At 63.0% G+C, this 15,110-nt stretch carries 16 protein-coding genes, 1 tRNA gene and 1 pseudogene; 4 read left to right on the top strand and 14 right to left on the bottom strand.

The annotated features are described in order from the left end of the window. Positions 1-48: 48 nt before the first annotated feature. Positions 49-129: pseudogene (locus FJW08_RS33400) on the bottom strand (VOC family protein); the annotation flags it as partial. A 291-nt stretch (positions 130-420) separates the two neighbouring features. After that, entirely contained in the window at positions 421-861 is a 441-nt protein-coding gene (locus FJW08_RS26795; RefSeq protein ID WP_140765945.1) for an Lrp/AsnC family transcriptional regulator, read from the bottom strand. A 132-nt stretch (positions 862-993) separates the two neighbouring features. Here FJW08_RS26795 and rocF point away from each other — a divergent pair, with 132 nt between their 5' ends. Together rocF and FJW08_RS26785 are read left to right on the top strand one after the other, a co-directional pair. Next, entirely contained in the window at positions 994-1,926 is a 933-nt protein-coding gene (gene rocF, locus FJW08_RS26790; RefSeq protein WP_140812961.1) for an arginase, read from the top strand. 2 nt (positions 1,927-1,928) lie between these two features. Continuing rightward, positions 1,929-2,987 carry an ornithine cyclodeaminase gene (locus FJW08_RS26785; RefSeq protein ID WP_140812960.1) on the top strand — a complete coding sequence of 353 codons (1,059 nt, stop codon included), beginning with the start codon at positions 1,929-1,931 and terminating at the stop codon, positions 2,985-2,987. Between the two features lie 241 nt (positions 2,988-3,228). On the opposite strand, the gene FJW08_RS26780 is transcribed toward FJW08_RS26785, so the two are convergent. From FJW08_RS26780 to FJW08_RS26745, 8 genes are all read right to left on the bottom strand, one after another. Beyond that, the gene (locus FJW08_RS26780) at positions 3,229-3,561 is read right to left on the bottom strand and encodes a hypothetical protein (RefSeq protein WP_140758965.1); all 333 of its coding nucleotides are present in this window, start codon (positions 3,559-3,561) and stop codon (positions 3,229-3,231) included. A 106-nt stretch (positions 3,562-3,667) separates the two neighbouring features. Beyond that, positions 3,668-4,783, bottom strand: a complete 1,116-nt coding sequence (locus FJW08_RS26775; protein ID WP_140758964.1) for a substrate-binding domain-containing protein — start codon at positions 4,781-4,783, stop codon at positions 3,668-3,670. A gap of 71 nt (positions 4,784-4,854) precedes the next feature. Continuing rightward, positions 4,855-5,790: an SMP-30/gluconolactonase/LRE family protein gene (locus tag FJW08_RS26770; RefSeq protein ID WP_140758963.1), complete on the bottom strand. Its 936-nt coding sequence runs from the start codon at positions 5,788-5,790 to the stop codon at positions 4,855-4,857. A gap of 49 nt (positions 5,791-5,839) precedes the next feature. Beyond that, positions 5,840-6,895: an ABC transporter permease gene (locus tag FJW08_RS26765; RefSeq protein WP_140812959.1), complete on the bottom strand. Its 1,056-nt coding sequence runs from the start codon at positions 6,893-6,895 to the stop codon at positions 5,840-5,842. Positions 6,896-6,915: 20 nt separating this feature from the next. Then, a complete protein-coding gene (locus tag FJW08_RS26760) occupies positions 6,916-8,412 on the bottom strand; it encodes a sugar ABC transporter ATP-binding protein (protein ID WP_140812958.1) in 1,497 nt (498 codons plus the stop codon). An 80-nt stretch (positions 8,413-8,492) separates the two neighbouring features. Then, the gene (locus FJW08_RS26755; protein WP_140812957.1) at positions 8,493-9,377 is read right to left on the bottom strand and encodes an NAD(P)-dependent oxidoreductase; all 885 of its coding nucleotides are present in this window, start codon (positions 9,375-9,377) and stop codon (positions 8,493-8,495) included. Position 9,378: 1 nt separating this feature from the next. Continuing rightward, on the bottom strand, positions 9,379-9,954 hold the full coding sequence (locus tag FJW08_RS26750; protein WP_140812956.1) for a gluconokinase: 576 nt from the start codon (positions 9,952-9,954) through the stop codon (positions 9,379-9,381). Beyond that, positions 9,923-10,690: an SDR family oxidoreductase gene (locus tag FJW08_RS26745; RefSeq protein WP_140758973.1), complete on the bottom strand. Its 768-nt coding sequence runs from the start codon at positions 10,688-10,690 to the stop codon at positions 9,923-9,925. The genes FJW08_RS26750 and FJW08_RS26745 overlap by 32 nt, the downstream gene beginning before the upstream one ends. A 124-nt stretch (positions 10,691-10,814) precedes the next feature. Between FJW08_RS26745 and FJW08_RS26740 the strand changes: the two genes are divergently transcribed. Beyond that, entirely contained in the window at positions 10,815-11,750 is a 936-nt protein-coding gene (locus FJW08_RS26740) for a 2-hydroxyacid dehydrogenase (RefSeq protein WP_140812955.1), read from the top strand. A 15-nt stretch (positions 11,751-11,765) separates the two neighbouring features. Further along, on the top strand, positions 11,766-12,797 hold the full coding sequence (locus FJW08_RS26735) for an L-idonate 5-dehydrogenase (RefSeq protein WP_140812954.1): 1,032 nt from the start codon (positions 11,766-11,768) through the stop codon (positions 12,795-12,797). Positions 12,798-12,827: 30 nt separating this feature from the next. Here FJW08_RS26735 and FJW08_RS26730 read toward each other — a convergent pair whose 3' ends face one another. From FJW08_RS26730 to FJW08_RS26715, 4 genes are all read right to left on the bottom strand, one after another. Then, positions 12,828-13,247 carry a heme-binding protein gene (locus FJW08_RS26730; protein ID WP_140758956.1) on the bottom strand — a complete coding sequence of 140 codons (420 nt, stop codon included), beginning with the start codon at positions 13,245-13,247 and terminating at the stop codon, positions 12,828-12,830. Between the two features lie 31 nt (positions 13,248-13,278). Further along, positions 13,279-14,319 (bottom strand): LacI family DNA-binding transcriptional regulator, encoded by a 1,041-nt coding sequence (locus FJW08_RS26725; RefSeq protein WP_140812953.1) that lies wholly within the window; start codon positions 14,317-14,319, stop codon positions 13,279-13,281. 146 nt (positions 14,320-14,465) lie between these two features. After that, positions 14,466-14,717: a hypothetical protein gene (locus FJW08_RS26720; RefSeq protein WP_181178617.1), complete on the bottom strand. Its 252-nt coding sequence runs from the start codon at positions 14,715-14,717 to the stop codon at positions 14,466-14,468. A gap of 40 nt (positions 14,718-14,757) precedes the next feature. Next, positions 14,758-14,834: transfer RNA gene (locus tag FJW08_RS26715), tRNA-His, on the bottom strand. Positions 14,835-15,110 lie beyond the last annotated feature (276 nt).

Below are 15,110 nucleotides of genomic sequence, written 5' to 3'. Positions count from 1 at the left end.
CCGCCACTGCGGATGACATGCGCCTCTGAACACCACATGGCGCATGCCAAGTACGCGCTGGTAGAAATCGATGGTCTCCGTCATATCCCTGACGGTGAGTACCACATGATCCAGGCCGGTTATCTTCATTAGTGCCACCTTTTGCTCCTGAAGCCGCGCACCTGCTTCGAATTCCGAGAAATGTCATGCATGCGCATTGCTTGAAACTGCCTTGCTTCCCTACGGCAGTCGAGAAACCATTATGCAATCCGACTTTGCGAAAATGGAAAGTCATGGCATTTTCTCCTCCATAAGGCACGGAACCTGTCGAACGTCATTTGCGCCGATGCCCGTGCATGGCTGGAGGAGCCAGTGCGGTGTGCAGCCAATTTGGTGGGTGAAATGTCACTGGATAAGACCAAATCCGAATAGACGCCGCAGCTAAGTGAGTCGCGCCCTCGTCGTCCTGGGCGTGGCCAGGAGAAGGCTGGTTTCGCTGCCGGTAATGCCGGGGATCAGCCTGATGCGGCGCAGCACCGCATCGAAATCGGTCAGCGAGGCGGTGCCGAGTTCGACCACAAGGTCCCAGCGGCCGTTGGTGGTGTGAACGGTGGAGACCTCGGGAAAGCCGCCGAGCGCCCTGATGACGCGATCCGCGGCATGGCCCTCGATCTCGATCATCATGACGCCGCGCATCCGCTGGTCAACCGCATCGGCGCGCAGCACTACCGTATAGCCGATGATCTCGCCCGATCTTTCGAGCCGCTCCATGCGCGCCCGCACCGTCGCGCGCGAGACGCCCAGATCGACCGCGAGATCGGAAATGCTGCGCCGCGCATCATGCCGCAGCAGCGTCACCAGCCGTTCGTCCAACGCATCCATGATTGTCCATTTCGATCAAGTCATATGCGCAATACGGTAGATTGCTCTTGCCGAAATGCCAATTCTTCCTGTTCAAACCGCCAGGCAGCGGTGGTCCAATTGTCCAATCAATCGCGAGGGCGGAAAGAAATCATGCGCTGCAGGATCGTTGGCGCGCCGGTACAGGACGGTGCGGGCAGGATGGGATGCGAGATGGGGCCGAGCGCGCTGCGCACGGCGGGGCTGGTCTCAGTGCTGGCCGATCTTGGCCATGAGGTCGAGGACTGGGGCGCGGTCGAGAAGGCCGTGGCCCGCCCGGTGGCCCATGGTAACCTCGCGCTGAAGGCGCTGCCCGAGATTTCCGCCTGGACGGCGGCGATCGCCGAGACGGCCTATGCGGCTTCGCGCGGCGCCATGCCGATCTTCCTTGGCGGCGACCACTCGATCTCCGCCGGCACCGTCTCCGGCGTGGCGCGCCGCGCCGCCGAGCGCCGCCGGCCGCTCTTCGTGCTGTGGCTCGACGCCCATCCCGATTTCCACACGCTCGACACCACCACCAGCGGCAATCTGCATGGCGTGCCACTCGCCTATGCGAGCGGGCAGGCGGGCTTCAAGGGCTATTTCCCGGATCTGCCTGAAGTCGTCGACCCGGCCCGCATCTGCGCCATCGGCCTGCGCAGCGTCGATCCGGCCGAGCGCCGCGCGATCACTGAAGCCGGCGTCACCGTGCACGACATGCGCGCCATCGACGAGTACGGCATCGCGCCGCTGCTGCGCGCCTTCCTGGCCCGCGTCGAGAATGAGAACGGCCTCCTGCATCTCAGCCTCGATGTCGATTTCCTCGACCCTTCGATCGCGCCGGCCGTCGGCACCACCGTTCCCGGCGGCGCCACTTTCCGCGAGGCGCATCTGGTGATGGAGATGCTGTCCGACAGCGGCCTGGTCTCCAGCCTCGACCTGGTCGAATTGAACCCGTTCCTCGACGAGCGCGGCCGCACCGCGACCCTGATGGTCGACCTCACCGCCAGCCTGATGGGCCGCCGCATTATGGACCGCCCGACCCGCAGCCATTCCGGGAGCCTCTGACCATGAGCCAGCCTTCGCGCCTTGCCATCGTCCCTTTCGTCAGCGTCGACCGCATGATGAAGCTGGTGCACGCCATCGGCGTCGAGCGCTTCCTCACCGAGCTCGCCGCCTATATCGAGGAGGATTTCCGCCGCTGGGAGCTGTTCGACAAGACGCCGCGCATCGCCTCGCACAGCCATGACGGCGTCATCGAGCTGATGCCGACCAGCGACGGCCGGCTCTACGGCTTCAAATATGTCAACGGCCATCCGAAGAACATGCGCGAGGGCCGCCAGACGGTCACCGCCTTCGGCGTGCTCGCCGATGTCGGCTCCGGATATCCGATGCTGCTCACTGAAATGACGATCCTGACGGCGCTGCGCACCGCGGCCACCTCTGCCCTCGCGGCCAAATATCTGGCGCCTAAGGGATCGCGCGTCATGGCCATCATCGGCAACGGTGCCCAGTCCGAATTCCAAGCCATCGCCTTCAAGGCGCTCACCGGCATCGACCGGCTGCGGCTTTACGACATCGACCGCCAGGCTTCGCAAAAATGCGCCCGCAACCTGGCCGGCAAGGGTTTCGACATCATCATCTGTTCGACCGGCCAGGATGCGGTGGAAGGCGTCGACATCATCACCACGGTGACGGCCGACAAGCAGTACGCCACCATTCTCACCGACAACATGGTCGGCACCGGCGTCCACATCAACGCGGTCGGCGGCGACTGCCCCGGCAAGACCGAGTTGCATCGCGACATCCTGCTGCGCTCCGACATCTTCGTCGAGTTCCCGCCGCAGACGCGCGTCGAGGGCGAGATCCAGCAGCTCGACGCCGACCATCCGGTGACCGAGCTGTGGCAGGTGATGACCGGCCAGGCTGAGGGCCGCAAGGCGCCCGAACAGATCACGCTGTTCGATTCCGTCGGCTTCGCCACCGAGGATTTTTCGGCGCTGCGCTATGTCCGCGACCAGCTCCAGGCGACCGGCCTCTACGAGGAGCTCGACCTGCTCGCCGACCCCGACGAGCCGCGCGACCTGTTCGGCATGCTGGAGAGGGCGGCAATGCAGCCGGCGGCTTGAGGGGGTCCTCTAGGGGCAGCAGCGAATTCCGCTGCCTTATGCGCGAAGTTCGGCGGCTGGAACTATTATTGCGTGATAGCGATTGACCGGAAGCGAGAGCAGATGGTCGCTGGTTCGGGAGACCACTGCCGTGAGGTGTGAACCAAGCGTAAAATGACTCAAATTCGCCCCGATTGGCCCAAGGCAAGGGCCAAAGCCGCGTCGGCTTGGCGTGTCCGAACTCCCCACCACCGACGCCGCGCTAGGCAATGGCGTATTCATTGGCCTCGAAAACATGGTGATGGACGCGGCCGGTGAACATCTTGAGAAGTTCGCTGGTCAGGTCGCGGCTCTGAAATCTCACGCTGGACTGAAGCGCCTTGTTACAAGTATCCATGTCGGGATAGCGGATGGCGAGCGCCATGGCATAGCCCGGCGCGCCGTCGTCACGAGCCGTGCCGTCCAGCACGCGCACTTCCTCGGCGCCCGGAAACTGCGTCCACAGGGGCACCAACCGCTCCCTGACGAAATGTCGGAACTCACTCTCGCGTCCGGCGTGGATCTCACCTTCAAAGAGTGCGTAGCGGATGATCATCGCGATGGTTCCTGATTTGCTTGCATTTGCACACCAAAGCCTTTGCGAGCGGATGCCGGCGGGAAGGCTTGCGGGCGCATCGCCTGAAACGCCCGCGTTGACGATGCTATTTGCCCCAGATTTTCTTGTACTCGTCGCGGTAGCCGTTACCGGGATCAAACGAATTGTTGGGGCCGCCGTCGAACTCGACATTGTCGGCCGTCACCACATGCAGCGGCGACAGATAGCCAGACCATTTTTCGCCGGCCATGGCGCGGTTCAGTTCGTCGACCAACTGCCAGCCCTGCAGGTTGAGCGGCTCGGCCACCGTCACCTTCTGAAACTGGCCGGCGCGGATGCGCTGATAGGCTGATTCCGAGCCGTCGCCGGCGGCGACATTGATCGGCGCATCGGTGCCGGCCTTGCCGGCAGCCGCGAGCGAAGGACCCATGAAATCGAAATAGAGGTCGTTGATGGCCAACGAATGCGTCCAGGCATCGCCGTATTTCTGCAGCAGTGAGGTCGTCAGCTGTGGCATGCGCTGCGAAGTCTCGGCGATCGGCGTGTCGACATATTCGAGCACCTTACCGCCAAGCCGCTCGATCTCGGCCTTCATCTTGTCGGCCTTGGCGATGGCAATCGCATAGGTCGAGTCGGTGAAGATGACGACGCCGGGCTTGCCCTTGGCGTCGGCATAGGCCCAGTCGGCGGCGGCGGTGGAGACCTGCATGGCGTCGGTCGACACGTTGGCGAAGACGCCGGCTCTTTCATCAGGTCCGATCACCGGGCCGGCATGCCAGGACACCAGCGGAATGCCGGCGGCCTTGGCCTGCTCCAGTGCCGGCGCCTGCTCGACGGCGTCGAAACCGTTGATGACAATGCCGTTGGGCTTCAGCGCCATCGCCTGGCCGAAAGCGGCGGTGCGGCCGCCAATCGAGCCGGCGCCGTCGATGACCTTGACCTCCCAGCCGATCGCTTTGGCGGCTTCCTCAACACCGGTGGTGACGCCGAGAATGCCGCCGTTTTTGAGGTCGCCGGCCAAAATGACGATGGTCTTGCCGGGCTGCGCCTTCGGCCCAGTGGTCGGACCGTCCCAGGCCGTGACCTTCTGGGCATACTTCTGCACAACCGCCATGGCATCAGCCATCGCGTCCGCCCTCGCCTGACCGGAGAACAGAACCGGAGTAGCGATGGCCATCGCCATCCAGGCGACGGAAGCGTTTAAAAATGTCCTGCGTTGCATGTTGGTACCTCCCTTAGCTTTCAAGAATTTGCGTGCGATTTGGAACGTTGCGGTGGAACGTCGGCGCCCCCTCACCGACTGATATCTCCGGCAACCGGGCCAACCCCGGCCGGATGGGCGTTGACGTAGATGGCGTAGAGCGATGTCTGCGCAGTGATGTAGAGGCGGTTGCGCTTGGGGCCGCCGAAACAGAGATTGGAGACCAGTTCAGGAACCAGCACCCGGCCGATCAGTGTCCCGTCCGGTGCGTAAACCCGCACCGAGTCGGCGCTGGACGACCAGATGTTTCCGTCGCGATCGACGCGGAACCCATCGAACATGCCGGCTCGACATTCTGCAAAAATGTCACTTGCCCGAACCGAGCGGCCGTTGTCAGCGAGTCCATACGCGTGGATGGCGCGCGGCAGGCCCGGCACATGGCTGGCGCCGGTGTCCGAGACATAGAGTATCTTCTCGTCGGGTGAGAAGGCGAGACCGTTCGGCTGCACCCTATCGGTGATGACAGTGGTCAGTTCGCCCGCGGCCTCGTCAAATCGGTAGACGTGAGAGCCACCGATCTCTGGATTGGCGATCTTGCCCTCATAGTGGCTATCGATGCCGTAGACGGGGTCGGTGAACCAGATCGTTCCGTCGGATTTGACCACCACATCGTTGGGCGAATTGAACCGCTTGCCATCGACGCTTTCGATCAGGGCCTGCCAGCGGCCGTCATGCTCGAGCCGGGAGACCCGGCGCCCGCGATGCTCGCAGCCGACGACGCGGCCTTCGCGATCAAGTGTGTGGCCGTTCTGGTTGTTGCATGGCGTCTCGAAGACACTGACGGAGCCGTCGGTTTCGTCGTAGCGCAGCAGCCGGTCGTTGGGGATGTCAGACCACAGCAAATGCTTTGCCGATGGCACATAGACAGGACCTTCCGCCCAGCGGCTGCCGGTCCACAACCGTTCGAGCTTGGCATGGCCGATGATCAGCTTGCCGAAACGGTCGTCCAGAATCTCGTAGTCGCTCATACTGTCATTCCGAATAGGTTCCGGGCACCGGGAGTGCGGCGCGGGCCGATTACTCCGCGGGTGGCTGGGCGTTCCTGATCCTGACGTGCTGGGCGGCACCGCGCTTACGTTGGGCGTAGCCGGCGATGCCGATGGCGACGAGCAGTGTCACCCCGTTGAACAGCGGCTCGACGAAAAAGGAGCCGCCAAACTGCTGGATGCCGGAAATGCCGACGGCCAGGATGATGACGCCGGTCATCGTGCCCCAGACATTGACGCGCCCAGGCTTGATGGTGGTCGAGCCGAGAAAGGCGCCGACAAGCGCCGGCAGCAGATATTCCAAACCAACGCTCGCTTGGCCGATGCGCAGTTTGGAGGCAAGCAGCACGCCGGTCAGCGCCGTCAGGAAACCCGAGGAGACGAAGGCGCCGATGACGAAGCGGCGCACAGGAATGCCATTCAGCGCCGCAGCCTTTGGATTGGCGCCGATGGCGTAAACGTAACGGCCGATCGGCAGGTATTCGAGGATGATCCACAGCGCGACGGCGATGGCCAAGACATAGAGGCCGGTGATTGGCAGCCCGAACACCATGGTGCCGTTAAGCGCATAAAAACCGTTGGGCAAAACGCCAACGACTTGCCTGCCGCCCGTGTGCCAGAGCGCCAGTGCATAGAGCACGGTGCCGGTGCCGAGCGTGGCGATGAAGGAATCGATGCGGGCGACTTCGACCAGCAGGCCGTTGAGGAAGCCGGTCGCGGCTCCGAGCAGCAACACAATCAGCACCGCTAGCGGCCATGGGAAGCCGAACATTGTCTGCAGGCTGATGGCGAGGATGTGCCACAAGACGATGCCATAGCCGACTGTCAGGTCGATGCGACCCGACGCCATCGGCATCATCGCAGCCAGTGATAACAGCGCAATGATCGCCTTGTCGGAAATGATCGAACGCAGATTGAGCAGCGTCGGAAAGGTGTTGGGCAGCAGGATCGAGAACAGCAGGATCAACAGCACGGTCAAGATCACCAGCCCGTAGACAGGCAAAAGCCGGGCGATCTTCTGCCTCATGGATAGGCTGGCCATCTCACCGCGGGTCGGCTCAAGCGCGCTGGATTCGATCGATTGCATGGGCTTTGCTCCCAGAAAAATCAGGCGGCTTCGGAAGCCGATGCCGCGGTGATCACGGCGGACGTGGTGAGGTCTTTTCCAGTCAGTTCGCGCACGATGCGGCCGCGCGAAAACACTAGGGCACGATGGCAGATATGAGCGATCTCCTCGAAGTCGGTCGACACGACGACGACCGCCAGGCCGGCTTCGAGCGCGTGTCCGATCAGCCGGTAGATCTCGGCCTTGGCGCCGACATCGACGCCGGCTGTCGGGTCCTCGGCGATCAGCAAGGTACGGCCGGTGTGCAGCCAGCGCCCAACCACAACTTTCTGCTGATTGCCACCGGACAATGCCTCGATCGGCAGGTTCGGATCATTGGGGCGCAAGCCCACCGAGGCGCCGATGGCTTGCGCGAGGGCTGCCTCTTTGTGGGGCGCCAAGAACGAGAACAGGCCACGCATCCCGGCGCCTGGATTAAGAAAGCTGTTTTCTCGGATCGACAGCGAAGCTGCGATCGATTCCTCGGTGCGGTCGCGCGCGATTAGCCCGACGCCGGACGCCATCGCGGCGATCGGGCTCGACAGATCCGGCGTGGCGCCGCGGATGGTCACCATGCCGGCAAATGGCTGGCAGCCGAACAAAGCACGACCGACCAGTTCCTGCCCGGCCCCGCGCAGCCCGACCAGACCAAGCAGCTCGCCCTTGCGCACCTCGAATGACACCGGGCCGGCGCCGACGCAAACCAGGTCGCGGACGGCACAGATGGTCTCACCGGCCTCGGTCTCTACCTTGGAGAAAACCTGGCTTACCGGACGGCCGACGATCATCTCGACCAGTTCTTCCGGCCTAGTGTCGGCGACCTGCTTCTGCCCGATCAGCCTGCCGTCACGCAGGACCGCTACCCTGTCGGCTATGCGGAAGATTTCATCAAGCCGGTGTGAGACATAGATCATGCCGACGCCGCGCTGCTTGAGCGGGCGTATCGCGTCGAACAGACGCTCGACCTCGTCGGCTGGGAGGCTGGCCGTCGGTTCGTCGAGCACGAGCACATCGGCCTCGGTGGCTAGCGCGCGGGCAATCGCGACCAGTGATTTTTCGGTCCGGGTCAGATCCTGGACGCGCGTCGTCGGATCGAAGTCGCAACCGACCAGCTTCAGCGCTTCACGTGCCCGCTCCTCGGTGGCGCGCCAATCGATGAGGCCGGAGCGCAGTGAAAACCCTTGGGCGAGGCCGACGTTCTCGCCGACCGTCATCCATTCGATCAGGCCGAGATCCTGATGGATGAAGGCCACGGGCTGGCGCTGGTTGGGACGTGGCGGGTGATGGTGATAGGGCTCGCCACAAAACAGTATCTGGCCGCCATCAGGCCGGTAGATCCCGGCAAGCGTCTTGATCAGCGTCGACTTACCGGCGCCGTTCTCGCCGAGCAGCGCCAGGATCTCGCCCTTGCCGACATCGAGTGTCACGTCGGAGAGAGCGCGGGTGCCGCCAAACTCCTTCGTAATCGACTTGAACTCGATCAGTTTTTCGTGGGCCACAATCGCGTTCCTCCCGAGATCGCCAAACTATGTTATCGATAACATTTCAGGGCGTCAAGCATCAAATTCGGAGCGATCGATCAGGCGGACTTACCGTCGAGCAGGCGCATCATCTCCGCCGAGTCCTTCGGCCCCAAGCCGGCAGCGCAAAGGAGGCGGTGGATCTCGACGACCTGCCCGGTCATCGGCAGCGGCGTCCTGGTCTTCAGCGCGAAGGATTGCAGAGAATCCAGATCCTTCAGCATGTTGTCGATGCGGCCGGTCGGCGAATAGTCGCGTGCGGCGAACTTCGTCATGAATTCCTGCATGATGCTGGAATCGGCGCGCCCGCCCTTGAGCGCCGCCGGGATCGTCCGGGGATCGACACCGCCGGCCTCGGCAAGCTTGACCGCTTCGGCAACCGCCTGGAACAGAACCGCGCAAAACAGCTGGTTGATGAGCTTTGTCGTCTGCCCTGCCCCGCTTGGACCCATCAACGTGTAATTGGCGCAAAGATGTTGCATCACGGCGCGGGCGCGTTCGAAGTCGGCCCGCTCTCCGCCGGCCATCACCGTCAGCCGGCCGGCCAATGCGCCGGGAACGCCGCCCGACAGCGGGCAGTCGAGCCATTTCATGCCCGTCTCGGCCGACAGTTTTCTTGCCATCCGCGCGGTGTCGGCAGGATCAATTGATGACATGTCGATCAGCAGCTTTTCGGACGACGCTGTGGCAGCGGCACCGCCTTCGCCGAACACCACCGCGCGCACGATGTCGGCATGGTTGAGGCTGAGGATGACGAAGTCATTGGCCCGCGTCGCCTCGGCAACCGACACCGCCGATGCCGCACCTTTGGCTGTCAGCGCCGCGACCTTGGCCTTGTCGAGATCGAACACCGTCACCTCTTGCTTTGTCTCGATCAGCCTTGTGGCGATCGCCGATCCCATGATGCCGGCGCCGATGACGGCGACTTTCGCTGCTTGGCTCATCTCAACGTGCCTCTCTCTTCAACTTGGCAGCCGGAACGATGCCGAGGGCGCTAAGCCCATTCAGCGCCGTATCTGCGATACTGTCCACCGGAGCGTCGATGTCGACGGTGACCACCAGCGGCTCGCCGGCAGGACTCTCCAGTGCGGCGAACTGGCTGTCGAGCAACGCCGGAGGAAAGAAATGGCCGCGGCGTTCCGCCAATCTCGCCTGGAGCACCGCGCGCGTCCCTTCGAGATGCACGAAGAACACCGGTCCGTTTGCCGCCTGACGCAACCGGTCGCGGTACGATGTCTTCAGCGCCGAACAACTGATGACAAGGCCACGGCCCTGTTGGCCCGCCAGACATAAGGCCGCGCCGACCAGATCGAGCCACGGCAAGCGGTCCTCGTCGGTCAGCGCCATGCCCGCAGACATTTTTTCGACATTGCCGTACGGATGCAACGTGTCGCCTTCGACAAAGGCAAGGCCAAACCGCGCGGCGATCTCGATGCCGACGCTGGTCTTGCCGCATCCGCTCACACCCATCACGACGATGAGTGCAGGCTCAAAGGCAGGTGGTGATGCCGCCGTCGACATAAAGCGTGTGTCCATTGACAAAAGAAGAGGCCGGGCTAGCCAGGAACACCGCGGCACCAACCAGTTCGCCGACGTCGCCCCAGCGTCCTGCCGGCGTGCGGTTGGTCAGCCAGGCCGAAAATTCGGGATTGTCGACCAGCGCCTTGTTGAGCGGAGTCTTGAAATAGCCCGGAGCAATGGAGTTGACCTGCAGCCCGTGCTTGGCCCAATCGGCGCACATGCCGCGCGTCAGGTTGCGCACCGCGCCCTTTGTGGCGGTGTAGGGCGCAATGTTGGTGCGCGCCAGTTCGCTTTGCACCGAAGCGATGTTGATGATCTTGCCGCGCTTACGTGGGATCATGTGCCGCGCCACCGCCTGCCCGACGAAGAAAACGCTGGAGATGTTGGTCCGCAACAGCTCCTCCCATTTGTCGGCGGGAAAGTCCTCGAGCGGCGTGCGGAATTGCATGCCGGCATTGTTGATCAAGATGTCGATGGCGCCGATGCCAGCCTCGATTTCGGCGACCCCGTTCGCTACAGCCGCATGATCTGTGACGTCGAAGATAGCGCTATGGGTTTTGAAGCCTCTCATTGTCAGCGCATCCGCCGCCGCCTCAATTTTGCTGGCGGTGCGGCCGTTGAGCACGATCTCAGCGCCGTGCTCAGCCAGCCCTTCCGCCAGGGCCAGGCCGATGCCCTGCCCCGACCCGGTGATCAGCGCCCGCATGCCGGTCAAGTCGAACAATGAACTGCCCATGGGCCCTCCCGCGAGATGTCCTGAAGCAGACGCGATTTGCGTTGCGCTTCGCCAATGCCTATTGACATGGATGTTATCGATAACATAGTCAATGGGAAAAAATGAACTGGGAGCAGAGAGCGCCATGACCGACATTTTGATGACTGGCCCCTATCCGGAATGGGACATGGAGGACCTCGAGCGCACCTATCGCGTTCACAAGCTTTGGCAGGTCCAGGACAAGGATGCGCTGATCGCCAGCCATGCCGGCACCATCCGCGCCATCGCCACCCGGGGCGAGCTTGGCGCCAGCGCCGCGCTGATGGCGAAGCTGCCGAAGCTCGAGATTGTTTCCTGCTACGGCGTCGGCACCGACGCCATCGATCTAGCCTACGCCAGGGCCAACGGTATTCGCGTCACCAACACGCCTGATGTGCTGACCGAGGACGTGGCCGACATCGGCATCGGTCTGCTGCTTGCCGTCGCGCGAAAAATCCCGCAGGCCGACGCCTATGTGCGCGATGGAAGCTGGCGCAAGGGGAATATGGGGCTGGTCACGCGTGTCTGTGGAAAAAGGCTGGGCATTGTGGGCATGGGCCGTGTCGGCGCGGCAGTGGCCAAACGCGCCGCGGCCTTCGACTGCGAGATCGCCTATTTCGATGTGCGCAAGCGCGAGGACCTGCCTTACGACTTCTGCAGCGATCTGGTCGAGCTGGCGCGAACGAGCGAATTCCTGATCGTCACGCTGGCTGGCGGCGACAGCACAAAGCACATCATCAATGCTGCGGTATTGGCCGCACTCGGACCGGACGGCATCGTGATCAACATTTCGCGCGGCAGCACGGTCGACGAGACGGCACTGCTGACGGCGTTGGAATCGGGAACGATCAAAAGCGCCGGGCTGGACGTGTTCTGGAACGAGCCGACGATCGACGAGCGCTTCCTGAGGCTTTCCAACGTCGTACTGCAACCGCACCACGCCAGTGGTACGGTAGAGACCCGCAAGGCGATGGGGCAGCTGGTTCGCGATAATCTTGCCGCCCATTTCGGCGCAAGATCCTTGCTGACACCGGTCGTCTGAGAAAGGATCGCCGCCATGAAGTCGATCGTCATCCACGCGGCAAAGGATTTGAGGATTGAAGAGACCGATCCGGGGACTCTCGGCACGGGGCAAGTCGAGATATCAGTCGAAGCTGGCGGCATCTGCGGCTCGGATCTGCACTATTACAACCACGGCGGCTTCGGCGCGATCCGCCTGCGCGAACCGATGATCCTCGGCCACGAGGTCGCCGGCACGGTCAGGGCGCTGGGCAGCGGCGTCTCCTCTCTCGCCATCGGCGACCGCGTCGCAATCTCACCAAGCCGGCCGTGCAATGCCTGCCGCTACTGCCTGCAAGGCATGCAGAACCAGTGCCTCAACATGCGTTTTTACGGCAGCGCCATGCCGATGCCGCACATCCAGGGCGCCTTCCGTCAGCGCCTCGTCGCCGAGGCGTGGCAGTGCCACAAGGTCGCCGACGACGTTTCCATCAACGAAGCCGCCTTCGCCGAGCCTTTCGCTGTCACGCTGCATGCGGTGAACCGCGCCGGATCGCTGCTCGACAAGCGAGTCCTTGTCACTGGTAGCGGTCCGATCGGCGCGCTTTGCATCCTCGCCGCAAGAGCCCACGGCGCGCGTGAGATCGTTGCCACCGATGTCATGGACGGCGTGCTGGCCAAGGCTTCGGAGATCGGCGCCGACCGCACGATCAATGTCGCTGCCGAGGGCGACAAGCTCGCCGCCTACAATGTCGACAAAGGCAGCTTCGATGTGATGTTCGAAGCCTCCGGTAATGAGCGCGCCGTGCGGGGCGGGCTCGACGTCCTGAAGCCGCGCGGCGTGCTGGTGCAGCTCGGCCTTGGCGGCGACCTGTCGATCCCGCAAAACCTCATCGTCGCCAAGGAGATCGAGATGCGCGGCAGCTTCCGTTTTCACGACGAGTTCGCACTTGCCGTCGACTTGATCAACCGGCGCCGCGTCGACGTCAAACCGTTGCTGACCGGGGTCTATCCGATCGATGAGGCGATCGCCGCTTTCGAGGTCGCCGGCGACCGCAACAAGTCGATGAAGGTGCAGATCGCCTTCTGAAAGTCCGCTAAACGCGCGGTTGCGCGCAGCTCAAACAACGTCGGCACCAATCGCAGCCAACGCTGCGCGAGCCACGTCGAAATCGTGTTCGCCGGTTCCCGAACCAACTCCGATGCCACCGGCCAGACGGCCGTCGAAGCGGATTGGCAGGCCGCCAGGTAGATTGGTCACGCTACCTTGCGAAGCGATCCCGGCACAAAGCGCCGCATCGGGCGCCATGCCGCCTGTAGCAGCGTTGACCGACGCCGCCGTGCGCGCCTTTGCTTGTGCCGTGCGCAGGCTGAGAAACCGGGCACCGTCCATGCGCAGACTGGCCAATGTCTCGCCGCTCGCATCGACGATCACAAGACATTGCGGTACGCCAATGGCGGTCGCGCGTGCCGAGCCGGCCGCGACCGCCTTCAACGCTCCGGCATGCGTGAGGCTGATGGTTTCGCGAAACATGGCCATTGAACCGCCCTTCTTCCTCATGTCGGGGGGCTCAGGTACTTTCGCGCTCAACCACGCGATAGGCTGTCAGAACGATTTCCTGGTCTCGCTTTTTCTCGTCACCACGGATGATCTGGATTAGCCTGCGGGCAGCCTGCCGGCCGATGCCGTAGCAGTCCACATTCACGGTGGTGATGCCGGGGTGGCAAAAGGCGGCGACCTCATAGTCGCCAAAGCCAGCAATGGCGATGTCTTTCGGCACCTGCAGGCCACGGCGCTTGCATTCCATTAGCGCGCCGAAGGCCGACAGGTCCGAGACGCAAAGCACCGCCTCGGTGTCGGGCCAGCGCTCAAGCATGCTGACGAGCGCCTGGCCTCCCTGCTCGATGGAAATCGGCGGCACGCCGAAGGACACGAGGCGGCCGGGCGGCAGGCCCAGCTCCTCTATGGCCCTGACAAAGCCTTCGCGCCGTTGGCTGCCTCGCGTATCGCGTGAGGTCGTGCCGCCGATATAGCCGAACTTCCGGTACCCCTTCCTGGCCAGTGTCTTGACGAGCAGGCCCATCGCCTCCTCGTTGGAAAAGCCGACGACCTGGTCGATGGGCCTGACCGGCAACTCCCAGGTTTCGACCACCGGGATGCCAACGCTTGCCAGCAGGCGGCGTGCCCGTTCCGTGTGGGCGCCGCCGGTCAGAATTATGCCTTCCGGCCGCCGGCGCAGCATCGCCTCGATCAGCCTCTCTTCCTTCTCTATTGTGTAGTCCGTGTAGCCGAGCAAGAGCTGAAGTCCCGTGCTCTCCAATTCATCGGTAATGCCGCGCGCTGTGTCGGCAAAGTTCGAATTGTTGATGGAGGGCACGATCGCCGCAACGAAGCCGGTCTTGCGCGACGACAGCGTGCCGGCCGACTGATCGAGCACGTAGCCGAGGTCGTTGACCGCAGCCATGATCTTCTCGCGCGTCGTCTTCGAAACACGGCTGCCCTCCTTCAGGGCACGCGAGACGGTCATCGCCGATACTCCCGCGCGCTCCGCCACGTCGGCCATTGTCGGCGCGTGGCTCTCGACGGATTTCGAAGAAACAGCCTTGGCCATCAGATCGTCCCATGGATCAGTAGTACTGGTCCGCGCGCTGCCACAGGCACGAGTGCAGCGCGCCAACGCAGCAGCTTGATCTGACGTCCACCCCAGTTCATCCCCCACCCCTTGATAATCGGACTGCCGCCGGCATGTTATCGATATCACGCCGCCTTGGCAACACGCGTCGGCGGGCGACTGCGCTTCGATTTGTCGCTGAAAGAGAGATCGGCAAATGGGTTCTTCTGCTCGGGGAATCCCAAGTGGCGAAAATAATCGCCGTAGAGTGATCGCAGGTTGCCCATGTTGCGGTTGCCAGTCGAGGCTGAGCGATCGCTGGGACCCTCGTCCGACGCCACCCGGTCGAGCCAGTATTTATGAACCTTCAGCGCGTCCTCGCGCGTGATCTTGCTCATCGGCTTGCTGCGAAGTCAGATACTTACGAGGGAAATCCGATGGTACCGTTGGCTGGGATCGAACCAGCGACCTCCGGATCCACAATCCGGCGCTCTAACCATCTGAGCTACAACGGCACGTCTTAACGTTAGTAGCAGGATCGAGGTGGAAGGTTCATTCTCCGCGATCCGCTCTGTCGTTCGGCGATGCGTCCTTACGGGCTTATGAATTCTAATTCAAGGCTTTTGCAAAGCAAAGGCCACTTCCCCACAGCGGTGCACCCATCGCCGGGCAAAGAAAAAGGCCGGCGGGAGGAGGTGCCGGCCTTTTCCTGTTACGAGCCAGCGGGAGGAGGTGCTGGCTGGTCACCCCGGAGGTGGAGGGAGGAGGTTCCACCCGCCGGGTATTCAATT

This window comes from Mesorhizobium sp. B3-2-1, from assembly GCF_006439515.1.
Lineage (GTDB): Bacteria > Pseudomonadota > Alphaproteobacteria > Rhizobiales > Rhizobiaceae > Mesorhizobium.
The sequence above is the reverse complement of the archived record's forward strand: the minus strand, read 5'-3'. Positions and strand labels throughout refer to the sequence as shown.